The sequence below is a fragment of the Bacteroidota bacterium genome (assembly GCA_018266835.1).
In the GTDB taxonomy this organism is placed as follows: domain Bacteria; phylum Bacteroidota; class Ignavibacteria; order Tepidaquicellales; family Tepidaquicellaceae; genus JAFDZO01.
On record JAFDZP010000002.1, the window covers coordinates 1,706,659 to 1,730,939 of the forward strand.

Sequence of the window (24,281 nt, forward strand, 5' to 3'; positions counted from 1 at the left end):
TCCTGTAAAATCAGAAATAATGGTTTGGTTTTAATTTACAAGTCAATTTATTTATTTTCAACTTAAATTTATTTGATGATAATAATTTATGTGTTTCGAAATTATCTATTTTGCAGATAATATTTAACGAAAACGTTAAATATCTCCCTTTAATTAGTTTTAAAATAAAAGTATTTTTAAGTTTATACGACGATAAAAATGCTTAAAACATTCTCAGAAGATTTAAAATATTTCAGGGAGTCAAAAAACATGACTCTCAAAGATGTCGCATTGGATACGCGGCTTAATATGGCAGTTCTCGAAAATCTTGAGAACGGTGATTTCACATTCCAACCACAAACATACATAAGGGCTTTTTTAAGACAGTACGCAAAATCAATCGGCTTAAGTCCCGACGGAATTTTAAAAGATTACGAGCAGGCAAAGGCAGGAAATTACTCAACCAAAAGACTTCCACCCGAAGAAAAACTTGATGCATTTGAAGATATTAAAAAAGAAAAAATAAATGAGCAGCCGAAGCTTGAAGTTAAAAAAACAAAACACGAAGAAGTTAAAAAAGAAGAAGATGTCTTTGATAAATTTAATATAGAAGATTTCAAAAGACACGATGACGATAAAGAAATAAAGGAAACAAAGAAAGAAGAACCAAAGGAAAAGTTAAAGAAAGAAGAGCCCAAAGAAATAATTATTGAGCCGACAAAAGAAGAAAGACAAGAAGTAAAGCAGGAAGAAAAAGAAGAAGTAAAGAAAGAAGAAATAAAAGAAGAGAAAAAAGAAAACAAGAAAAGCACTGACGGATTTAATTTTCCTCCGCCCAGAGAAAAGAAGCCGATAGAAATTCAAAGAGAAATAGAAGATAAAAAGAATTCAACTTCAGACCCCGACAAGCGATTTATAGTTAAAACAAAAAATGTAAACTCATCTGCATTAAAGACAATTTTTATAGTTGTAATTTTTCTTCTTATCGGTGCAGGAGTGTATTCACTTGTAAATGTGCTTTTCCTTGGAGATAATAACAAAGGTCCGGAGATACAAAGGAAATCATTTGATGATGTTGTTAAGGAGAATGAGAAAAAGATTTTAGGAAAGAAATCCCCTGAAGAAATACAGGACTCCATAAAAAAAGCAGAGGAAGAAAAGCAGAAGCTGCTCGCGTCTAAAAATGACTCGCTTGTAATAGAAATCGGCGCTTACAGAAACACATGGATAATACTTGATACTGACTCAACAACAATAGATGACCCCAAAAGAGTTTACCTTGAAAGAGGTTACACTGAAACATACAAGGCAAAGAAGTTCTTTCACCTCGGCACTCCCAATGCGGATCTGATTGAAGTAAAGCTTAACGGTAAAGTTCTTGAGTTTGACAGAAAAAACTTCCGCAACCTGCTTATAGATAAAAATGGAATTTCAGAAAAATAAGTGTTGGAATAATGGCATCTCTTTCATCCTCACAGGCATCTAAAAAAATAAACGACCTCATAAAAAAAATTGCAGATGCTGACTATAAGTATTATACATTAGCTCAGCCCGATATAGATGACTATGTCTATGATATGATGATGAAGGAGCTTGAACAGCTAGAAAAAGATTTCCCTGAGTTAAAATCAGAGGACTCTCCTACAAATCGTGTTTCAGGCGAACCTACAAAATCATTCAAAGTTGTGCAGCATTCTGTGCCGATGCTTTCGCTTGCCAATACATATAACGAAGAAGAGTTATTTGAGTTTGATAAACGTATAAGAGGACTTCTTCCCAATGAAAAAATAGAATATGTATGCGAATTAAAATTCGACGGGCTTGCAGTATCACTTGTATATGAAAAAGGAAAATTAAAAACGGGCGCTACACGAGGTGACGGTGAAAAGGGCGATGACATTACTCAGAATTTAAAAACACTTCGTTCTATTCCACTCTCTGTAAATCACAGCAAAATAAAAAATTTTGAAGCGCGCGGCGAAGTATTTTTTAAGAAGGTAGATTTTTTAAAAATTAACGAAGAGCAGGAATTAAAAGGGGAGAAACTATTTGCAAATGCCCGCAATACAGCAGCAGGAACTTTGAAGCAGAAAGACTCTAAAGCAGTTGCATCACGTCCATTGCAGTTTTTCGGATATAATCTGCGAACAGATGATGTAAAGCTTGTTTCACACTTCGATAACATGAAACTGCTGAAGGAACTGAAGCTTCCGGTTAACGATAAGACTGTTAAAGTTAATTCAATCGAGGAAGTAAAAAAGTTTTGCGATAAGATAGAAGAGACAAGGGACGATTTACCCTATGAAATTGACGGAGTTGTAATAAAAGTAAATTCACTGGCGCAGCAGGAAGAGCTTGGCAGCGTTTCAAAATCACCCCGCTGGGCAGTAGCATATAAATTCAAAGCAAAGCAGCAGATTACAAAAATTAAAAGCATTACGCTTCAGGTAGGAAGAATAGGAACTGTAACTCCCGTTGCAAATCTTGAGCCTGTCTTTCTCGCCGGCTCAACAATATCCCGCGCAACTCTGCATAACTTTGATGAGATAGAAAGAAAAGATATTCGCGAAGGCGACTATGTTAAAATTGAAAAAGGCGGTGATGTAATACCAAAAGTTGTGGAAGTGATTTTAGAGAAGCGTCCGAAGAATTCTAAAAAATTTCCGCATCCTACTAACTGTCCTGTTTGTAAAACTCCATTGGAAAAACCCGAAGGTGAAGTTGCATACTATTGTCCTAACTCCGCTTGTCCCGCGCAGGTACAGGGAAGGATTGAGCACTTCGTTCAGCGGGATGCAATGGAAATTGAAGGTCTCGGCTTTCAGATAATTGAGATTTTTATCGGCAAAGGATTTATATCCAACTATGCCGATATATATGATTTGCATAAACACCGTAAAGAACTACTTGAGCTTGAACGCTTCGGTGAGAAAAGTATAACGAATATTCTAAACGGAATAGAGCAGTCAAAAGAGAAACCGTTCGATAAAGTTTTATTTGCATTAGGTATCCGTCACATAGGAGAAAGGACTGCGAAAGTTCTGGCTAAACACTTTGGCTCAATTGATAAATTAATGAGCGCTTCACAGGAAGAAATTAACGAAGTATATGAAATTGGTCCGAAGATATCAGAAAGCGTTGCAAACTTTTTCGCAGATAAACATAATTTAAAATTAGTTGAGCGTCTAAGAAAAGCCGGATTAAAATTTGAAATAGATAAATCTATAACTCAGAAAATAAATCCTCTCTTCAATAATAAAACTTTTGTTCTTACCGGTACGCTTGAAAAATACAAACGCGAAGAGGCAGGAAAAATAATTGAAGACTTAGGCGGTAAAACTTCTTCATCAGTCAGTAAAAAAACAGATTTCCTTCTTGCAGGAAGTGATGCAGGCAGTAAACTTGAAAAAGCTAAAGCGCTGGGAGTAAAAATTCTGGATGAAGATGAGTTTGAAAAAATGATAGGAAAGTAAACTCCAATCGTCTCTCGTTGCGATGCTTCTGCGTCGCAACGTTTATTTATATAATGAAATTATATCTTTAGCTCTTTGAGTTATCTCTTTCTTTAACTGTATCGGTTTTATAACTTCAACTTCTTTTCCCCAGCCCATGACCCATGCTATAAATTCATAGGAAAGTTTCACTTTAATTTTCATAAAGACGGCATCATCTTTTTCTGTTATCTCCTGATTCTCAATCCAGATTTTATCTTTGATTAATTTCCCCGTTTTCTCAGTAAATTTTAATTCAACATCAAAAGCTTCTCCGCCGCTGAACGTTCCCCATGATTTTTCATATATGTTAAAAGCACCGGGCAGTTTTTTAATCGAACTTTTTTTATCACCGAATCTTATATCAATAATTCTTTCTATAAGGTAGCATTTGATTTCTTCCGAGTCATCATTCTCAACTCCGTAAAGATGAAACGTTCTTCCTGTATTAATTAAGCTTATAGGAGTAATCTCTCTCCACTTAATATCGCCGTGCATATTACGCCCGTAGCCGAGCTCAATGATTTGTTTTCCGTTAATTGCTTTTAAAATTTTCACAAAAACACTCAGCGCATTCTCTCCAAATTTTTTATGAATTAATTTTAAATTTCGTATATTTATATTATCGTTTAAGGATAGATAAGCAGTGATGAGTGTATTCAATACTTCATCATCGATGTTTATAATTTCGAAAACATTTTTCCGCGAGTAAACACCTACTCCCAGCTGCCTCAGTTTATTTGCATCGCGCCTGATTGTTGTAACGCTGGTATCCAGTTTTTCGGCAAGCTCATCTTCGGAATAATATCTTTGCTTTTCTAAAATCAAAGATGCCATTTCAATCTGCCTGAGAAGCTCTTCTGAAAATTTATTTGTCATAGGCTATAAAATTGGAAATATATTTCTAACAAAACAATGAACTATTTTTTCGTTAAATCTTGATTTATCTGTCAAGAACTATTTTTTTAAAAATCCCTATATGTATATATGGAGAGCAATTCATTTAAGTAAAGAAAAATACTGATTATATTTGTCAGGATTTTTTATAACCCTGATAAAAAATTTTGTATCTTAAAAAACTTATTTTATATCAGAATTATCAAAATTGATAAACCAATTAATTAAGTGATAACTTACGAGGGGGCGTAAGTTTCGTTATATGTTTTTACAAAGTTTAGTTCCTTCTTAAATTTTAAAAAAATCCGTAAATATATTTTATAAACAGAATATCCTTTTAGCTTTTTAAAACATCTTTGATTTAATATTTTAAAGAACCTTAAAAATTTAATCATTCAAAATTCTATATGTCCAGAAGTATAAAAGCCCCCACAGGAACAACATTATCCTGCAAAAATTGGATTACAGAAGCAGCAATGCGAATGCTTATGAATAACCTTGATGCCGATGTTGCCGAGCGTCCCGAAGACTTAATCGTCTATGGCGGTTCAGGCAAAGCAGCGCGTAACTGGGAATGTTATGATAAAATTATTGAAACATTAAAAAGTTTAAATGAAGATGAAACTCTTCTTGTGCAGTCAGGTAAACCTGTAGCTGTTTTTAAAACACACACAAACGCGCCGAGAGTCTTAATTTCTAACTCGCAGCTTGTGCCGGCATGGGCAACATGGGATGAGTTCAGAAAACTGGAAGCGCTCGGATTAATAATGTACGGTCAGATGACTGCAGGAAGCTGGATTTACATAGGCACGCAGGGAATTTTACAGGGAACATACGAAACATTTGCCGCCTGCGCAAATAAACATTTCGGCGGAACACTCAGCGGAAGATTAGTTCTTACTGCAGGACTCGGCGGAATGGGCGGAGCACAACCATTAGCAGCAACATTAAACGGTGCAGCGTTCTTAGGCATAGATGTAGATAAAGCAAGAATACAAAGAAGAGTTGATACAGGCTATTGTGATTTAATAACAGAAGATTTAGATGAAGCTTTAAAGCTTGTGCTGGCAGCTAAGGAAAGAGGCGAAGCGCGTTCAGTTGGACTTGTTGGAAACGCAGGAGAAATTCTCCCTGAGATTTTAAACAGAGGGATTATACCCGATGCACTGACTGACCAGACATCTGCACACGATATGCTTAATGGATATGTTCCTATGGGAATGACTTTAGATCAGGCGCGCGAGTTGAGAAGTAATGACCCTGATAAATATATTGAGTTTGCAAGAAAGACAGTTGTGATACACTGCAAAACAATGTGGGAGTTTATGAAACGCGGCGCAGTTACTTTCGACTACGGAAATAATTTACGCGGTGAAGCAAAATCACAAGGGTTTGAAAAAGCATTTGATATACCGGGCTTTGTGCCTGAATATGTTCGCCCGCTTTTCTGTGAAGGAAAGGGACCATTCAGATGGGTAGCGCTTTCGGGTGACCCCGAAGATATCTACAGAACAGATGAAGCAATAATGGAAGCGTTCCCGGAAAATAAACTTCTGCATAAGTGGCTTAAAGCTGCAAGAGAGAAAGTTCACTTCCAGGGATTGCCTGCAAGAATATGCTGGCTTGGTTATGGTGAAAGAGCAAAGGCAGGAAAAATATTTAACGATTTAGTGAAGAACGGAATTGTAAAAGCTCCGATTGTTATAGGAAGGGACCACCTCGATTGCGGAAGTGTTGCATCGCCTAACAGGGAGACCGAAAGAATGTTGGATGGATCCGATGCAATTGCTGACTGGCCTGTGCTTAACTTTGCTTTGCATTGTGTTGGTGGTGCATCATGGACTTCATTGCATCACGGCGGAGGAGTGGGTATTGGGAATTCAATTCACTCAGGAATGGTAATAGTTGCAGACGGAACTCCCGAAGCCGAAGTAAGACTTGAAAGATGTTTAACATACGACCCCGGAATGGGAATTGTGCGTCACGCAGATGCAGGATATGATTTAGCAATCGAAGAGCAGAAGAAGTTCGGCATCAATATGCCCATGTTGAAGTAATTATCAAAATAAATGGGAGATTTTTTCCAAAATATAGATGCCTCGCTTTTTTATTTTATAAATAAAACTTGCGCAAATCCTCTGACTGATAAGGTAATGCCGTTTATTACTGAAAGTAATCACTGGATGCTCGTCTATATTATTTTGCTTGGGTGGTTAGTTATTAAAGGAGGAGCTAAAGGAAGAGTTGCAGTTGTAATGGCTTTACTTCTTGTTGTAGTCACTGATCAGGTAAACAGTTTTTATATAAAAGATTTATTTCATCGAATTCGTCCGTGCAATGCTTTGCAGGGAGTTCACTTGCTTGTAAACTGCACGGACTCTTTTTCATTCACTTCATCTCACGCAATAAATAACTTCGGAGCTGCAACAATATTTTCTTACTTCTATAAAAATGTCCGTTATGTTTTGTTTACGGCAGCCTCATTAGTTGCTCTTTCAAGAGTTTTTGTGGGCGTGCATTATCCGTTTGATATTATAGGAGGCGCGCTGCTTGGGATTTTTGCTGCATGGATTTTTATTTATATCTGGAAATTTATTTCAAAGAGTTTTAAGCTCAGGTTTTAATTTTCCTTTTGTAAAATTCGGAAGAGCAAGCATTCCTGCAAGAATCAACAATTCACCAGTCACATATCTGAGCTTTAAAATGTTGTCCAGCATAACGATGAATGTTCTCTGATAATCAGGCAATGTAATTATTATTAATCCTGTTACAATTAAAGCAAATGAAATATTTTTATACTCGGCATTTTTAATTAATTTTAGAGTCAGTAAAAAAACAGGAATAAGCCAAACAAGATTCATCAGCCAGGTAAAAGGACTAAAAATCAAAATAATGAGAATAAAAATTATCCAGAGATTAATTTTTTCATATCTGCCAATATGTCTATAGAGGTAAATAATAAACGGAATTATTAATAAAAGTGACCATACAGTTGCAGGAATATTTATCCCGATTGCCAATTGACCGGAAACTATTAATCTAACCAGAGATGCATTGGAGAAAAAACTTATCGACTCGGTTAAATACATTCTTCCGTCAACCATAGAAACTGCATATCTTGAAATCCTGAAGATATATTTTAGTATCCACGAATCCGGCCTCATGTCATCTGTACCGCTTTCTGCGTATTGAGAAATTCGGGGAGCCTGATTAAGAATGTAATCATTCACCTGTGAACTTCCGTTAACGATGTACATTATACCTGTTATAACTACAATACCCGAAATGAAAAATATAGCTGTTTTATATTTTTTCTTTATGAGCAAAAAAGGAATTAGCAGAATGCTGTACAGTTTGAAAACTGAAGCTAATGAAAACCATAATCCAGATGACTTTTCTTTCGAGCGCTTTACAAAAAAAATTCCCAATGTCAGAAGCAAAAATGTTGCTCCGTCAATTTGCCCTCTTTCCAGTAAAGCATAGAAAGGAAAGAAGTTAAAAGTGAATATCCCTGTTATTAAAAGAATGAAAACATTTTTATCAAATCTGAAAATTTTCAACCAGATAAAAACTGAGATTGTTACAAAAAAGAAATTCAGGTAATTCCAGATATGTTTTGCTGAATGGTAATTAAGTTTGGCAAGCGGCTGAAAAAAAGTCCCGGCTATTGGGGGATATAGAAATCTGCTGTGGTTGAACTGTGCAACTCCGTCCCATAAATTCCAGTTTTCACCTATGTAATTTTTGTATGGATTCAGTCCCAGGTTCATAACTTTTCCCGCAGTGTAATATGCGGTAAAATCCATTTGAAGACTTTGCCTGCTGACTTGCTCAATGAAAAAGATAATTCTTACTAAGGATAAAGTAAATAATACAGAGAGTATTAAGATGAGTAATATTTTTTTTTGCTTTTGCAAATACAGGTTACAGATTGAATTTTATCTTCCTCATAGCAAAGAAGCACATACGAAGCAGCATCATGCCATCACGGAATCGGCTTATATTTGTTTCGCCATAGGTGCGTTCACCATAGCGGACAGGGATTTCAATTATTTTTAGATTTAACTTTGCAGCTCCGAACAACAAATCAAAATCTCCAAACGGATCAAAGTCACCGAAGTATTTTCTGTTCTCAACAATTTTCAAGTAGTCTTTTTTGAATAAAACTTTTGTACCGCATAGTGTATCGGTTATTCTTTGTTCAAGCAGCCAGCTGAATACGTTGCTGAAAAAAATATTCCCTGCTTTGTTCAAACTGCGCATTGCTTTCTCATGCATCTGGTACACCAGTCTGCTTCCGTTTATGAATTCACCCTTGCCTGTGCTTAAAGCATCGTAAAATTTCGGTAAGTCTTTCGGTGCAACGGTTAAGTCAGCATCAAGTATCAGTAATATATCCCCCGTAGCATTTTCAAATCCTTTTCTTACTGCATCGCCTTTACCTTTACCGGGCTGTTTGAAAAGTTTTATATCTTTATCAGGATTTTGTTTAATAACTTCTTCGATTTTCTGATAAGTGTTATCACTCGAATTTCCCTCCACAAAAACTATTTCAGTGCCGCTGCCCATCTGTGGAATTAACTTTACTATGTTATCAATATTTCCTTCTTCGTTTCTTGCAGGGACGAGAACTGTAACTTTATAATCACTGCTTCCCTTTACTTCTGAAATATCGTTGTTAGCAATTACAAATCCCGTAAGGCACAACCTTTTTATTAAAGGAAGCTTGGAAAAATATTTATTGATAAAGGAAGTAATGAACGGAATTTTCAGAGGCATTAAAATCATGCTTCCCGTTCTTACTACATCAAATCCCGCCAAGTACAAAAGATTTTTAATTTCGTGAATGTACAGCCAGTTTTGCTCGCCTTCTTTCATTTTTAATCCCAGAGATTCCGCTGCCTTTAAAACCGGGTTCCAGAAATAATTTCGATATGTTACGATTACCTTTGTTCTTGAATGACAGAATACTTTAAGTCTTTCAAAAACATTCTGTATATCATTTAATGTACCTATCAAATCACATAAGATTATGAAATCAAACTTTTGATTTATTTCCTTTGCCTTTTCGTTGAAATCAGGAGCTTCAGCATCTAAACAATAAAACTTTATTGACGGATATTTTTCTTTTGCGTTTTGTATGTGGTAGGGATTGAAATCAAATCCTGCTACATCTTTATTTCCGATAACATGAAGTGAATCTCCTTCAGCGCAGCCGACTTCAAGCACAGAGGCATTCGCAGGAATTAAGTTTTTAAAAAGATTTTCAAGAGATTCGTAATAAAATTTATTCTTCTTCCTCCAGTAATTCTTTTCTTCTGCATTTTTCTTAAAATCGATCACTATAATTTCTTATTTGAAATATAATAAATAAAATTCTGCTCCCCAAACACCGAGAAGAAATAAATTGAACAGTACCGCTGTAGCTTTTTTCCATTTAGCGATACCGCTGAAATCGGTTTTATAATGATAAATAAAATATACAGTTCCTATTATAAAGAATGGAACAAGTACGTAATGATATCTTGCCAACGCAACAAACATAAAAAATGTGAACAGCCAGCTGAATATCATTCCCCAGATAAAAAATGTTTTCCGTTTCATCATAAGGAGTCCCCATAATCCCAGGCTCATCACTACAAAATACGGAATATTTATTAAAGCTATGAGCAAAGGATTTACGCTTTTGTAAACCTGTGTAGATGTCGACTCTTTCCCGTCACCTTTTGTAAAGTACAAAACTATCATGCGCTCACTTGAGAAAAGATAACCGAGCTTCTTTATCCCTGTAACTAAAAATTTGTGAGGGTTGTGAAGCGCATAGTCGATTCCAAGTTTATAAAATTCTTTATCTCTCTGTGCTTCATCTTCGATGTTGAACAACGGATTAGACTCCTCTATTTTGTGATACCATGTTCCCGTTGCATCAGGATTGCTGCCCGACCAGAAAGTAAATCCTCCCTGTGTGGCAATAGTAAATGTATTCAGTGTTGTTTTGTTTCTGATAAGCCAGGGGCAGATAACAAGAAATGCTCCTATGAAAAACAATAAGGAATATTTTAAAACTCCGCTAAAGTTAATTTCTTTTCTTTTATAAAAAAATAAAAATAAAGGAATTAATAATATCGAAGGAGCAAAAGACGAACGGATTAAAATTGCATATCCCCATAATAGCCCGATTACAAAAATATATTTTACAAAATTATCTTTTAAAACTAAAAATAAAATCAGAATTGCAAGAAAGCCGAACAAAGGCTCAGTCAGAATAGTCTGGCTGAATAAAATATTTGAAGGGAAGAATGCAAAAATTGAAAGGGCTATCAAAGACTTTTTAGCATCAAAATAATTCAGACAGACTTTAAAAAATAAGTAACATGTAAATATTTCTAAGATAGACTGAATTATTTTTACGTAAAATTGTTCCGGACCGAAAATGAAATATAATCCTGAAAGAAAAATAGAGTAGCCGGGAGCAATAACTCCGGTAAGTTTCCCTTCAAATGAATATGTGAAAGTGTTTACTATGCTTTGCGCAAGCGAGTGGTAAACGTAACTATCTGAGCGGATTTCCGACGGAAGAAAAAATGTCAGCAGAATTTTTATCAGGAATGATAAAGATATAATGCTCCACAGTATTTTGCTGTACGATTTATTTTCAATTGCAGTGTTCAATAAACTTATGTTAAATTTTTTCTGCAACTAAAGTTACGCCGGTGCCCTCGGGATTATCCGTTCTTACATCAAGCCACATTAAAATAAGAACAAACCAAAGAGTAAAAATATAATAGAACGGCAATATTAAAATTAAAATCTTTGATGCGCCTGCCATAAGGATTGGATACTTTATTCCCCATCTCCACGATATTGTTCCGTATTTTCCGTATGCATATTTGAAGTGAGTCATTGTAAGTCCGGCTCTGTTCAGTTTGCCCTCAATATCTTCTTTTGAATACCCTAATCGTGCGTGTTCTTCAATAAAGCTTTCATCACTTTCATCGTGCGCATCGCTTCCGCCTAAGTTGGATGGAGTGTTGATTAAAAGCTTACCTCCGGGTTTTAAAGCCCGGTGATAATTTTTAAAGACAAGCTCATCTTCTTCAATGTGTTCCATTACGTCAACACAAAGAATGAAATCGTATTTATTCTCTATGTTTATTTTTGTGAGGTCGGCAATTTCGAACTTAGCATTTTTGTATCCTGCTTTGCTGAAAAAATAGTTGCAGTCAGCAACCTGGTCATCTTTCACATCTACACCTAATATTGTACAATTTGGAAATCGTTTAGCAAGGAAATAAGAGTATTGACCAAAGCCCATGCCTGCATCATATATATCAAGTTTTTTATTTGTGTCCGGAAATATTTCTCTTATCATTTTTCTCACATGCCATGAACGGAGAAACATAAGATCAAGCAGCCAATAGAATATTTTTCTTAAGAAAGTATTTCTTGCGACAGCTTTTGCGAAAACATTTTTAATTGGATCGTATTTCATTTTATATTGTTATGAATTCTTTATTATTAATTTTTTTTAAACAAGTTAATCTTTAAGTATTTATTGAGAGCCCCCTTAATGGCAAGCAGTTCCACATCTTCAAAAAATTTGCCTAAAAATAAAAATACAAAAAACACAAAAAGTAAAAGCAACTTCAGACCTAAGTCCAAAAATAAGTTGTTAAATTTAAAAAGAGTGGATAAATATGTGAGCCCAATATAAAGCAAGCCAAGTAAAATTAATTTATTCACTTCGAGCTTAATGAAATAATAATTTCTGGATTTTCTGTAGAGCAAAATTATCAACAGCAGATATGAGACTGCTGATAATACTGCTGCTGCGTAAATCCCATAGTACCTTATAAAAATAAAATTTCCCGCTACGTTAAATACCAACGCTATTGCGGTATAGTAAGTAACTATTTTAGATTCTTTTTTATAAAGGAATGAAAAAATGAAACCATAAAAAATTGCAAATATGCAGTTGGAAAAAAGCACAATTCTTATAGTATCAACGGCATCCCAAAGCTTGGGATTTCTTACAAATATTTTTATTGCCTCAGGAATGAACAGCGATGCACATAATGACACAAGTATCATAGAGAAAAAAAGATATGTCGAAATTTTGGTGAAGTATCTTCCTGCATCTGGTTCTTTTACCTTCCTGTAAAAAATTCCGGTATATGCAAGTGAGTAAGGAATAATAATCAGTGAATTTGTCAGGCTTCCTACACTGTAACCCAATGTGTAAATCCCAACTTGCTCCTTGGAAACATATTCAACAAGTATGTACCTGTCGACCGTGTTAAGGAACATTCCAAGTATTGCATACAGTGTCCAGAAAAACGAAAAATTGAGAATGTCCTTAATTTTATCTTTATCATAGTTTGCTTTGATGTTTGCAAAGATCAACGGTAATGATAAAGCAAAGACAATTAACGGTCCGAGAAACTTTGCTATAAATACAAAATCAAAATCATATCTCTTAAAGAAGACAAAATATATCTGAAGGAAAAAATTAATGAACAAACTGGAAAGCGCTATAAGCGTATATAGTCCGGGTTTGTTTTTCAATCGTGCAATGGAGAGTGGAATTGTTATCAACGACTCAAAAATGCAGATCAAGAAGCAATAAATAATAACGTTGCTATGGGCGCTGTCATTTAAAATCAGATTTGAAAAATTTTGCTTCAAGGTTAAACCAAGCATTAAAAAAACGGCACAGTTGAATAACAGAATAATAAAAAAATTGTAAAGCAGTTTCTTCTTACCGTCTTCGGTTTCAGTTGAACAATGTGTTATGATTGTAGTTTCAAATCCGAACAGACATATTGTAAATAAATACTGCCAGAATGTTTCAAGCAGATTTATATTTGCAAATGATTCCGCAGTATATACTGAAGTGTACAGCGGAATAAACACAAAAGAAAGCGCTTTGCTTGCAACTCTGCTGAGTCCGTAAACGGCTGAATGCTTTATTGTATTTTTTAAGTCCTCTAACAATATTTATCCTGCAATTATTTCCTGAACAAAACTTTCCCACATATATTTCTTTTTTTCCTCGCTTACGTTTTTGCTGAACTCTTCTTCTTTGTTCTCTTTATAAAATTTTAAAATTGCATTAGCAATCTCTGAACTGTTCTTCGGTTCAACTAAGTATCCTGTGTTCTCATTTAAAATTACTTCCGATAGTCCGCCGACCTTTGTTGCTATAACAGGCTTATCATAGAAGTAAGCTATCTGTGTTATTCCACTCTGAGTAGCCGAGTTATACGGTAGCACAACAACATCACTTGCCGAAAAGAAATATCTTACTTTTTCATTGGGCATAAACTCAGATACAACAAAAATATTTTTTTCTAAATTGTTCTGCATTATCTGCTCCCTATATTTCGTTTCATCTTCGTAAAACTCACCAACTATTAATAACTTAACATCTATTTCTTTCGCAACTTCTTTCATCGCATCTATCAAATAATTCAGTCCTTTGTATTTTCTTATATATCCGAAAAATAAAATTACTTTGTTATTTACTACATCAACTCCGAATTCCTTTTTAATATATTCCCTCGCTTCAGTCTTCACTACTTTCTCTCCGAATAAATTATATACGGGATGCTTTGAATGAATGACGGGTTTATTTTTTTTATTGAAGAGCTTTAAATCTTCTGCAACTGATTCCGATAGCACCTGAAACTTATCACCCTGGCTTAATGCAAGCTTCGTTAAAAATTTATCGCCAAACCTTTTTTCATGGGGAATAACGTTATCTGCCTGAAATAAAACTTTAGCTTTTGAAAAATGTCTGATAATCCATGCCAATGTAAAAAACGCAGGAGCAAAGAACGGTATCCAGTATTTTATTATTATTAAGTCGGCGTTTTCTTTTGCGATTTTAAATCCCCATTTAATCCAGTTGAACGGATTTATAGAATCAATCGAAATTATATTGCTGCCTTCCTTAAACTCCGTTAACGGTTTGCCTTCTTCGTATTGAGTCTTTCCCGGAAATAAAAATTCAGGATACTGTCTCTTGAATGAATATATTTTCACATCGTTATCTTTGGAGAGATATTTATACATCAACTCATTGAAATGAGCCATTCCTCCGCGCATCGGGTATGCCGTACCTATTATAATAATCTTCAAAGACTCTTATTGTTTTAAAACTTTATTCTTATTCTTTAACTGAAAAAGCCTGGCGCCTAACTTTGTATTTGTAATTTTATCCAGTAAGTTCGAACGCAAAAACCACAGCTGCATTTTTAAACTATTGCCTCTGTATTTTATATAGCTTTCTTTTTCCTCGCGTTTGCCCTGCGACTGTTTTTCACTGCTTGTTCCGCCGGGATAAAATTTTACAATCGGGTAATCAATATACTTAAATTTTTCATCGGCAATCCTCACAATAAAATCATAGTCCATTGCAATGCGTTTGTTTTTATCAAAGAGTCCGTGTTTATTGTACAGATCTCTTTTCACAAACATTGTAGGATGACCAATTGTAGAAATCCCTCTGTATAAATGCTCGCGTCTGAATGCCTTTCCTGTCACTACCCATGCTCCGCCTCTGTACTGAACATAATTTCCATGAGTCCACATTAGTCCATCATCCTTCTCAAACTCATCCGAAACTCTCTTTATAATGCTCTCATCATAATACTCATCGCCTGCATTTAATAAATGAATTATCTCTCCTTTGCTTCTCAGCACGCCTTCATTAAAGCTTGCCGAAATATGTTCGTCTTTAATATTTTCCCATCTTCTGTAAGAAGGGAGTTCAATTGACTTTAAATAGCTGTCAATATCGGGACTTGTAGATGCATTTACAATTAAATGCTCGTCAGGTTTTTGTGCCTGTAAATCTATAGATTTACATGTTCTTTTCAGCTCTTCTAAATCATTAAAACATATGGTTACAGTCGATATTTTATACTTTCTTCCCTGCATTTTGACGATTATCAATATAAAATTAATAGCAGTGAAATGTAATTCATAAAAGACATTCTTAAAGGACATTCTTTTACAATCTTATTTTTCATTTTTAATCATTAGTTTTACTGCTTAACATTCAAATACCATGCATATTAATTTAAAGTACGGATTGATAACCGGAATTGTTTACAGTGTAATTACCCTTATTCTTTTTTTTGTTTTCGGTAACTCAATTAATTTTACTGCAAAATTTTTTCTGGATTTTATTCTGCTTAACGTAGTCCTTTATATTTTTCTTTATTTTCCGATAAAGCACAAAATCAATTCTCTAAGTGAGCAAAGATTTTATTATGGCGAAGGCATGAAATATGGTTTTACAACTGCCTTAGTAGCCTCAATTGTTATAGTAATTTTTATTTTTATTTTTTATAAATTTATTAATACAGGATTCTTTGCTTCTATTAAACAAAGCATGATACCTGAAATTAACGGTACAAGTCTGGACTCTCTGAAGAAAACAGGTTCAATTAAAACTCTTATTGCAAACTCAAGCCCCGTAACATTGATGCTTCAGCAGTTTTCATTCACAATTATTTCAGGAATGATTGCTTCGTTTTTACTAGCAGCATTTATATCGAAGAAAAAAGCAAAACAATAATTTTATTTTTCATTCTACATGGCAAAAAAAGAAATTGTAAGATGTGACTGGTGCAAGGGCTCCGAGATTATGATGAACTATCACGATGAAGAATGGGGTACACCGCTCCATGATGACAGAAAACATTTTGAATTCATAATTCTTGACGGCTTTCAGGCTGGATTAAGCTGGTCAACCATCATTAACAAAAGACAAAACTTCAGAAAGGCATTTGATAACTTCGACCCTAAGAAAGTAGCAAAGTACGATGAAAATAAAATTGAAGAGCTTCTTAATGATCCCGGTATAGTAAGAAATAAACTGAAAATTTATTCAGCTGTTACAAATGCAAAAGCATTCCTTGCAGTGCAAAAAGAGTTCGGCACTTTCGATAAATACATTTGGCAGTTCACAGGCGGCAAGACATTAAAGAATGCAAGAGCAAGCATGAAAGATATTCCTGCAAAGACAAAAGAATCCGATGCAATGAGCAAGGACTTACTCAAGCGCGGATTTAAATTCGTCGGCTCAACAATCTGTTATGCCTACATGCAGGCAGCAGGAATGGTGAACGACCATATTGTAACATGCCATCGTTACAAAACAGTTTCTAAAAAATAATCCCCTATTAATTTTAACATATAAATGAAACATCAACGAACCTTCTCAAATGTATTCCGATATAAATTTGATAATTTAATGTCAAAAGGTCCCGGAGCATTAATTGTAGCACTTGGAATACTTTCTTTTTTAATAGTAATATTAGCTGCTGCTATAATTGCGCTTATTGGCATACACCCGGAAGGGCAGGAAGAATCTATGAGCTTTATCGAAGCTGCATGGCAAAGTTTAATGCGAGCTATGGATTCGGGCACTATGGCCGGCGATATAGGATGGGATTTCAGAATAATAACTTTTCTTGTTACAATGGGGGGAATTTTTATAGTATCAACTCTCATAGGTGTTCTTGGTACAGGTATAAACAATAAACTTGAACAGCTCCGAAAGGGAAAATCTCCCGTGATGGAAAATAATCACACGCTTATTCTCGGCTGGTCTGAAAAAATATTTACTATTATTTCCGAGCTTACCATTGCAAATGAAAATCAGAAGAAACCTTCCATTGTAATTCTTGCCAATAAGGATAAAGTTGAGATGGAAGATGAAATTGACCTGCGGATACCGGATACAAAAAATACTAAAATTATCTGCAGAAACGGAAACCCGATTGATTTAAATGATCTTGAAATTGTAAATCCTCACTTTGCCCGTTCAATAGTTGTGCTTTCACCTGAAGAAGATGAACCGGACATTCAGGTTATAAAAACTTTATTAGCGTTAACAAAAAATCCCGGAAGAAAAGAAGGGAAGTATCATATCGTTGCCGAGCTATCCGATGAAAAAAATGTTGAAATTGCTGAGACCGTTGGAGAAGATGAACTTACACTTGTACTCTCTAAAGATTTAATCTCAAGAGTAATTGCGCAGACATGCAGACAGTCAGGGCTATCAGTTGTCTATACTGAATTACTCGATTTTGACGGTGATGAAATTTATTTTGAGAACGTTCCGCAGCTTGCAGGAAAGACATTTAAGGATTCACTTTTTGCTTTTGAAAAATCCACAGTAATGGGATTAAGAAAGGCAAACGGCGAAGTTGTAATAAATCCACCAATGGATACTGTCATCACATCAAATGATAAAGTAATAGCAATAGCGGAAGATGATGATAAAATTAAGTATTCAGGTTTAAATTATAAAATAAACGAATCAATAATTTCAAAGTCGGCAATAAGCAAATCGGAAGAAGAAGATATTTTAATTCTCGGATGGAATCAGACGGGATGTTTATTGATTAAAGAGCTTGATTCATATGTTGCTCCTAATTCTACCATTACTGTCTGTTCAGATTTCCAGCAGTATCATGCAGAAATCGATGAGATGGGCAAAACACTAAAAAATGCTAAACTTATTTTCACTGAAGGAAATACCACTGAAAGAAAATTTTTAGAATCCGTTGCTGACGGAAAATTTGAACATATAATTTTATTGTGCTATGCGGATAAGTTTAATACAAAAATTGCCGATGCAAAAGCATTGATAACGCTGCTCCATTTACGAAACATAGCAGAGAAAAATAATTATAACTTCAGCATCGTCAGTGAAATACTCGATGTGAAAGATAAAGAGCTTGCCGAAGTTACAAAGGCAGATGATTTTGTAGTCAGCAATAAACTGATTAGCTTGCTGCTCACACAGCTATCGGAAAATAAAGAGCTGAAACATGTCTTCGATGATTTATTCGATGCAGACGGTTCTGAAATTTATTTAAAGCCGGCAAGCGATTATATTGTACCGGGTTCAAAAACAGATTTTTATACTATTATTGAATCAGCTGCGCAAAGAGGACACGTGGCAATTGGGTACAGAATAAAATCCGAGTCGTACAATGTTGAAAAAGCATACGGCGTGTATGTGAATCCGTTAAAATCCAACGAAGTAACTCTGAATGCTGAAGACAAAATAATTGTTATAGCCGAAGATTAAATTTTTTAGTTTTGCCCTATACCTACTAATAGGGCAAAACTTCTTTACTTATAAATCTAACTATATTATATTTGTAAAGTGAAGTCACCCCCTGACTTTACTACATAAAAACTTGTAACTTATTTTGCAGAAATCCGTCAAAAACCCGTCAAGATTAAGAAATAAAAGAGGCGGTATTGTTATTACAAGAACGGAAAATGAAAATCCGACTGTTTCCCGACTTTTTGCAAATTGTAAGATATGAAGACCTTTTTATAAAATGTGACAATTATGTTACAATTCGTAACTCGTAATTGAAATGAGAATCCGACTTTTTTCCGACTTTTTGCAATTAACAATTAGCAATTAGTAATGAACAGAAAATGCGACCATTTCCCGACTTTTTGTAATTGTAAAATATGAAGACCAGTTTATAAAATGTGATAATTATGTTACAATTCGTAATTGATAGAATCCGACTATTTCCCGACTTTATTACGAAATCCTGAACATAGTGATTTAATTCAAAATCTTAAATCTTATATCATAATTCTTAAATAAAAAACCCGACTTTTATCCGGCTTATTTTTAAAATTCGAAAATGAAATTTAGAACTTCGGGAAATAAAATTATAATTTAATATACGTTTAAGGGGCTTGCAACTTTTTTAGCTGTAATACGAATAAACTACTTATATACCACTCGCGCAGCCTCCTATTTACTCGCACAAAAATTAGAGGAAATTTTAAAATCCAATACTAAGAGTTTCTCGTTTTATTTATAAAATTAAATTTGTGTGATGAAAAAATTCCTAAAGATTATCTATATCTTATTGCTTGTAGCTGCAATAGGATTAGTATCTGGTTACGTCTATATGCAGAAAAAATTCCCTGCTGTAGGCGAAGCTCCCAATATAAAAATTGATATTACTGAGCAGCGTCTTGAGCGCGGTAAATATCTTTTCAGCTCAGTTGCAGGATGCGCAGACTGCCATTCGACAAGAGACTGGTCTAAATTAACAGGTCCGGTTATTCCCGGCACCGAAGGAAAAGGCGGAGAAAAATTCGATGAGACACTCGGTTTACCCGGAACCTTTACTTCTAAAAACATCACTCCTGCAGGAATCGGCGGATGGACTGACGGTGAAATTTACAGAGCAATTACATCCGGCGTAAGCAAAGACGGCGAGCCGCTTTTCCCAATAATGCCTTATCCGAATTTTGCTAAGATGGATAAAGAAGACATTTACTCAATCATTGCTTATCTTAGAACCTTGACTCCGATACAAAATGAAGTGCCGAAACATGAAGTGAAATTCCCTATGAGTATTATTATAAGAACAATTCCTGCACCTCCAAACCATCAGCCTATTCCTGAGAGAAGCAACACAGTTGCTTATGGAAAATATCTGGTAACTTCTGCAAGCTGCGGTGACTGCCATACTCAATCTGAAAAAGGTGTACCGATTCCCGGGAAAGAATTTGCCGGCGGAGTAGAGTTCAATGTCGGTCCCTGGGTAAATACTACTGCCAACCTTACTCCCGATATGGAAACTGGTATCGGCAAAATGACAAGAGATGACTTTATAAAAAGATTCAAAGCATGCACAACACCTGAGTATAAAAGCACAACATGGAAAGAAGGCGAGTTTAATTCAATAATGCCGTGGACTTTCCTTGGACAAATGAGTGAATCAGATCTCGGTTCAATATATGATTACTTAAGAACACTTCCTCCTGTATCAAACAAAGTAGAGAAGTTCAAGCTTCCAAGTAAGTTCTAACAATATTGTAATCACACATAAAACCTCTTCTTGCGTTGCCTGCCGGGAGAGGTTTTATTTTTTATTCCTCTTTTCCTCTTTTTTATACCCGTTTATTTGCTTTCTTCTTTTCACGCCCTGAAGTAATTTTAGTTATGGAGAATAACATAAAAATTGAACCGGCTTCACTGGATAGTCTTGATGAGCTTTCTGCTCTTTTTCAGAAATACAGAATCTTTTATAAAAAGGAGCCTGATACAGAAGGCGAGAAGCAGTTCCTTAAAGAAAGGATAACCAATAAAGAATCTGTAATTTATCTTGCCAAAAGCGGCGATAGTTATATAGGATTTGTTCAGCTCTTCCCAATGTTTTCTTCAACAAGAATAACACGCTTATGGCTATTGAACGATTTATATGTAGAGGAAGATTACAGGAAGTCTGGCGCGGCATCGATGCTAATTGAAAAATCAAAAGAGCTTACAAGAGAAACAAATTATGCGGGGCTGATGCTTCAGACTGCAAAGACAAATACAACTGCGCAAAGTGTTTACGATAAAAATGATTTCGTGCAGGACGATAATTTTTACTCCTATTATTGGTTTAATAAATAAAATTGAATATAATTAATACAATCAACAAAGTATAATGCTAAGGGGCAGCGGGCAGAATTTAATTTTTTAAATTTTAATGCTGAACCTATGACAGAAAAAAGCGAAATAATAGAACTTGAGGAAGAATATCTTCCCGAGTTCTTCAAGCTCTTTCACAACTATAGGGTATCTCTCGGACTTCACTCAGTTCCTGTAGCTGAAGAAAAATTTTTAACCAAAAGATTTCACGACGGCGACTTCACCGTTCTGCTTGCAAGTGTAATGTACAACAGCGGAATCATTGAGTACACTGAGTATGCCGGCTTTGCAATTCTTTATCCCTTTTTCTCTACAATTCAGTTAAAGAAAATCTGGCTATTGAATGATTTATTTGTCGAAAAAAAATTCAGGCATCAGGGAATCGGAACTTTGCTTTTGGAAAACAGCATTACTCTCTCGGAAAAAACTGATTCATGCGGGCTGGTTCTGGAGACACTGATAGAAAGCTTCGGGGCGAAAAAGCTGGTTGAGAAGAGAGGTTTAATAAGAGATAATTATACATACGGATATTACAGAGAACATAAAAAATAAAATATGGGCTACGTCGTTATTGCTCCTTACAGAGTAAAAAAAGAAAATCAGGCGGAATTTTTTGAAGTGCTTAAAGAAAAACGAAAATACTTCCTTGAGCACGGATATATGGCGGACCGAACTCCGCTGCTGCTGCAATCAAGGCAGGATGAAGAAATATTAATTGATATCTTCGAGTGGGCAAGCGATGAACACATCGATAAAGCGCATCAGGATGAAGGCGTGAGAAAGCTCTGGACAAGAATGGATGAGCTATGGGAGAAAGGCGGATTTAAGCTCAGCACGTTGAAAGAAGCAGATATGTCGTTCCCTAATTTTATTCCCGTTGATCTATAATTATAATGAGAAAATTTGCTCAGCTTAATAAATACGTTGTAAAATATTCTGCTGCCGCTGTTTGTATTTTATTGTTAATAATGTGGCTGCTGCCGGCAGGGTATAACTCATATTCTTCCGATAGTGTCACAACAAAATTCTGGGTACTTGCATCGCTTTCCTGTAATCCTTTTGGAGTTATAATTTCCCTATTTGTTATCCTCGCCATATTAATTTTTTCAACAAGAAAATTTATACGTGTTTACCAGTCAGTGATTATCTTTTTTCTGATTGGCGTAATGATTGTATCCACGGGAGTGTATCTTATTAATTTTATTAAGGCAAAGTATCCTGAAGCGCGTCCTTATCAGGAGTTTTTATCCTCACAAAAAGTATTACCTGAGCAGCTTGAAGAGTTTAAAAAATTAACCGATACTCAGAGAAGAATAATATTGGCAAATGATAGTTTGCTGAATAAAATGCCCGTAGGTGTTAATCCCATTGTCTATAAAATCTGGCTGCAGGAGCCGGCATTATCTTTTCCTTCCGCACATGCATTTAACTCCGCTTTCATAGGTACAGTTTATTCCTGCATATTATTTTTTACAATTACCAATAAAAAGCTCCGCTATTTTTATTTAGCTCCGTTAGTGTGGATGATATTTGTTTCGTTGTCGCGGGTAATGCTCGGCTTCCATTACAGAACGGATGTTGCATTTGGCGCAGTGATGGGATATTGTGTCGCATTAATTTTTATATATGCCGGCGCACTGAATAAAATAATTTTTTTGAACCGGGAACCCAAGAATATTTAATGAATATTTAATCTGACAGATGCTTCCTGATATATTTAAATCAAAATTACATTTCGAAAAAATTTATAACGAATATTTATTAAATCTTTCAAAGAAAAAAATTGATGTTAGTGATTTAGGGATTTTAATTCTTCTTTCAGCCCATGCAACGTTTAATCCTGAATTATACAGGAAAATCAATAAGCGTTTAGATTCGATTTATAAAAAACTTTCTTCTGAAATAAATGATATTCCGGATAAATTAAAGAACGATGATTATCATGTAGCGCTACAAATTCTGAAAATAGGATGGAGAAACGTTGAAAGAGTACATTTTAAAAAGTTGATTGAATTGTGGGATGTTCAGTACAATCAGCTGCGGACATTTAAACCTAGAAGAAATGCAGTTGAAAAAATTGAATCAGTTTTTAAAAAATATGATAAGAACTCGTTCAATTTTAATAAGCCGTTTTTAAAGAGAGAGTGCTTTAAAAAATGCAAATGCAACGGAATGTATGTATCGCTATTCTATAATAAATTTCCGTTTGTCCCTTATCATACATTGCTTGTTCCGGAGCAGAATAAAAATCATCCGCAGTTCCTTAAAAAAAGATTTCATTATTACGCATCGGATTTAATAAAAAACACGGGCGGATTTGCAATCGGCTACAATTCTATCGGAGCTTTTGCTTCAGTGAACCATCTTCACTTTCAGTTATTTATAGAGAAGGAAAAAATGCCGGTTTGCAATCCAATATGGAAGCATAACGGAGGCACTAAAAAATATCCTGCCGAGTGTTTTGTATTTGGAAGTAAAGCAGCTTCATGGGAATTTATATCTATGCTTCATGACCAAAACATTCCTTACAATATTTTATATACTAAAGAAAAAACTTATATTTTTCCCGTAAATTTCCAGAAAATTCACAAAAAAACGATATTTCCGCTTGGTTTTGCGTGGATTGAATTTTCGGGAAGCTTCATTAATGTTACTAAAAAAGATTACGATAAAATCACAGAAAAGCAGATTTTAAGAGAATTCAGGATGAATAAATTCAAAAAAAACGATAGAATAAGATTATGAATTTTATTAAAATCTAAAATGAAGTATGTTAAATAAAATTAGAAACGGAATAAGATAAATGTTCATAACGTTTGAGGGAATTGACCTTTGCGGAAAATCTACGCAGGCAAAATTATTATTAGAGTATCTTCAGTCACAAAAGAAAAAAGTCATATACGTCCGCGAGCCGGGCGGTACAAAAATTTCGGAAAAGATAAGGCACCTTTTACTTGATAAGGACCATATTGAAATGGAATACGTAACGGAGTTTCTATTATTCTCCGCTTCGCGATATCAGCTTACAAATGAAGTCATAAAGCCGCATCTTAAAAAAGGATATATTGTAATCTGCGACAGATATTATGATTCTTCGACTGCGTATCAGGGATTCGGCGGTAAGATAGATGTGAAAGATATAAATCAGGTAAATAAAATAGCAACTTCGGGTTTAACTCCCGACATAACTTTTCTGTTGCACATTACTCCGCAGGAAAGTTTTAAAAGAAAAAAACTCAGGAATAAAGGGGCTGACAGAATTGAAGAGAAAGCTCTTACTTATTACAAAAAAGTTGTAAAGGGATATATGGAAATTGCGAAGGCAAATAAAAAAAGATACAGAGTTATTGACGGGAAAAAAAATGTAAACGATATTCACTCATTTATTGTTAACAGTATTAACACTCATAAAAGAAACCTTTAACAACTAATAA

General features: G+C 34.9%; 22 protein-coding genes. 14 read left to right on the forward strand and 8 right to left on the reverse strand.

What is annotated here, in order from left to right:
• Positions 1 to 198 precede the first annotated feature (198 nt).
• Both JST55_09230 and ligA read left to right on the forward strand, forming a co-directional pair.
• Positions 199 to 1,422 carry a helix-turn-helix domain-containing protein gene (locus JST55_09230; GenBank protein MBS1493682.1) on the forward strand — a complete coding sequence of 408 codons (1,224 nt, stop codon included), beginning with the start codon at positions 199 to 201 and terminating at the stop codon, positions 1,420 to 1,422.
• A gap of 11 nt (positions 1,423 to 1,433) precedes the next feature.
• Positions 1,434 to 3,452 (forward strand): NAD-dependent DNA ligase LigA, encoded by a 2,019-nt coding sequence (ligA, locus tag JST55_09235; GenBank protein ID MBS1493683.1) that lies wholly within the window; start codon positions 1,434 to 1,436, stop codon positions 3,450 to 3,452.
• A 42-nt stretch (positions 3,453 to 3,494) separates the two neighbouring features.
• Here ligA and JST55_09240 read toward each other — a convergent pair whose 3' ends face one another.
• The gene (locus JST55_09240; GenBank protein ID MBS1493684.1) at positions 3,495 to 4,349 is read right to left on the reverse strand and encodes a WYL domain-containing transcriptional regulator; all 855 of its coding nucleotides are present in this window, start codon (positions 4,347 to 4,349) and stop codon (positions 3,495 to 3,497) included.
• 425 nt (positions 4,350 to 4,774) lie between these two features.
• On the opposite strand from JST55_09240, the gene hutU reads away from it, so the two are divergent.
• Together hutU and JST55_09250 are read left to right on the forward strand one after the other, a co-directional pair.
• Positions 4,775 to 6,424, forward strand: a complete 1,650-nt coding sequence (hutU, locus tag JST55_09245; GenBank protein MBS1493685.1) for a urocanate hydratase — start codon at positions 4,775 to 4,777, stop codon at positions 6,422 to 6,424.
• 12 nt (positions 6,425 to 6,436) lie between these two features.
• On the forward strand, positions 6,437 to 6,991 hold the full coding sequence (locus JST55_09250) for a phosphatase PAP2 family protein (protein MBS1493686.1): 555 nt from the start codon (positions 6,437 to 6,439) through the stop codon (positions 6,989 to 6,991).
• On the opposite strand, the gene JST55_09255 is transcribed toward JST55_09250, so the two are convergent.
• The 7 genes from JST55_09255 to JST55_09285 form a co-directional block, all read right to left on the reverse strand.
• Positions 6,965 to 8,173: a DUF2029 domain-containing protein gene (locus tag JST55_09255; GenBank protein MBS1493687.1), complete on the reverse strand. Its 1,209-nt coding sequence runs from the start codon at positions 8,171 to 8,173 to the stop codon at positions 6,965 to 6,967. The genes JST55_09250 and JST55_09255 overlap by 27 nt on opposite strands.
• A gap of 118 nt (positions 8,174 to 8,291) precedes the next feature.
• Positions 8,292 to 9,716 (reverse strand): glycosyltransferase, encoded by a 1,425-nt coding sequence (locus JST55_09260; protein MBS1493688.1) that lies wholly within the window; start codon positions 9,714 to 9,716, stop codon positions 8,292 to 8,294.
• 3 nt (positions 9,717 to 9,719) lie between these two features.
• Positions 9,720 to 11,066: a glycosyltransferase family 39 protein gene (locus JST55_09265; GenBank protein ID MBS1493689.1), complete on the reverse strand. Its 1,347-nt coding sequence runs from the start codon at positions 11,064 to 11,066 to the stop codon at positions 9,720 to 9,722.
• Positions 11,050 to 11,859, reverse strand: coding sequence for a class I SAM-dependent methyltransferase (locus JST55_09270; GenBank protein MBS1493690.1), 810 nt, complete (start codon positions 11,857 to 11,859; stop codon positions 11,050 to 11,052). The genes JST55_09265 and JST55_09270 overlap by 17 nt, the downstream gene beginning before the upstream one ends.
• A gap of 26 nt (positions 11,860 to 11,885) precedes the next feature.
• Positions 11,886 to 13,361 carry an oligosaccharide flippase family protein gene (locus tag JST55_09275; protein ID MBS1493691.1) on the reverse strand — a complete coding sequence of 492 codons (1,476 nt, stop codon included), beginning with the start codon at positions 13,359 to 13,361 and terminating at the stop codon, positions 11,886 to 11,888.
• 3 nt (positions 13,362 to 13,364) lie between these two features.
• The gene (locus tag JST55_09280; protein MBS1493692.1) at positions 13,365 to 14,507 is read right to left on the reverse strand and encodes a glycosyltransferase; all 1,143 of its coding nucleotides are present in this window, start codon (positions 14,505 to 14,507) and stop codon (positions 13,365 to 13,367) included.
• Positions 14,508 to 14,513: 6 nt separating this feature from the next.
• A complete protein-coding gene (locus tag JST55_09285; protein ID MBS1493693.1) occupies positions 14,514 to 15,377 on the reverse strand; it encodes a hypothetical protein in 864 nt (287 codons plus the stop codon).
• A 61-nt stretch (positions 15,378 to 15,438) separates the two neighbouring features.
• Between JST55_09285 and JST55_09290 the strand changes: the two genes are divergently transcribed.
• From JST55_09290 to tmk, 10 genes are all read left to right on the forward strand, one after another.
• Positions 15,439 to 15,951, forward strand: coding sequence for a DUF4199 domain-containing protein (locus JST55_09290; protein ID MBS1493694.1), 513 nt, complete (start codon positions 15,439 to 15,441; stop codon positions 15,949 to 15,951).
• A gap of 18 nt (positions 15,952 to 15,969) precedes the next feature.
• Positions 15,970 to 16,551: a DNA-3-methyladenine glycosylase I gene (locus JST55_09295; protein ID MBS1493695.1), complete on the forward strand. Its 582-nt coding sequence runs from the start codon at positions 15,970 to 15,972 to the stop codon at positions 16,549 to 16,551.
• A 24-nt stretch (positions 16,552 to 16,575) separates the two neighbouring features.
• Positions 16,576 to 18,477: a potassium transporter TrkA gene (locus JST55_09300; protein MBS1493696.1), complete on the forward strand. Its 1,902-nt coding sequence runs from the start codon at positions 16,576 to 16,578 to the stop codon at positions 18,475 to 18,477.
• A 778-nt stretch (positions 18,478 to 19,255) separates the two neighbouring features.
• Entirely contained in the window at positions 19,256 to 20,239 is a 984-nt protein-coding gene (locus JST55_09305; protein MBS1493697.1) for a c-type cytochrome, read from the forward strand.
• Between the two features lie 134 nt (positions 20,240 to 20,373).
• A complete protein-coding gene (locus JST55_09310) occupies positions 20,374 to 20,829 on the forward strand; it encodes a GNAT family N-acetyltransferase (GenBank protein ID MBS1493698.1) in 456 nt (151 codons plus the stop codon).
• A gap of 87 nt (positions 20,830 to 20,916) precedes the next feature.
• Positions 20,917 to 21,399: a GNAT family N-acetyltransferase gene (locus tag JST55_09315; protein ID MBS1493699.1), complete on the forward strand. Its 483-nt coding sequence runs from the start codon at positions 20,917 to 20,919 to the stop codon at positions 21,397 to 21,399.
• A gap of 3 nt (positions 21,400 to 21,402) precedes the next feature.
• Positions 21,403 to 21,735 carry a hypothetical protein gene (locus JST55_09320; protein ID MBS1493700.1) on the forward strand — a complete coding sequence of 111 codons (333 nt, stop codon included), beginning with the start codon at positions 21,403 to 21,405 and terminating at the stop codon, positions 21,733 to 21,735.
• Between the two features lie 5 nt (positions 21,736 to 21,740).
• Positions 21,741 to 22,529, forward strand: a complete 789-nt coding sequence (locus JST55_09325) for a phosphatase PAP2 family protein (protein MBS1493701.1) — start codon at positions 21,741 to 21,743, stop codon at positions 22,527 to 22,529.
• Positions 22,530 to 22,548: 19 nt separating this feature from the next.
• A complete protein-coding gene (locus JST55_09330; protein MBS1493702.1) occupies positions 22,549 to 23,592 on the forward strand; it encodes a hypothetical protein in 1,044 nt (347 codons plus the stop codon).
• Positions 23,593 to 23,650: 58 nt separating this feature from the next.
• On the forward strand, positions 23,651 to 24,271 hold the full coding sequence (gene tmk, locus JST55_09335; protein ID MBS1493703.1) for a dTMP kinase: 621 nt from the start codon (positions 23,651 to 23,653) through the stop codon (positions 24,269 to 24,271).
• Positions 24,272 to 24,281 lie beyond the last annotated feature (10 nt).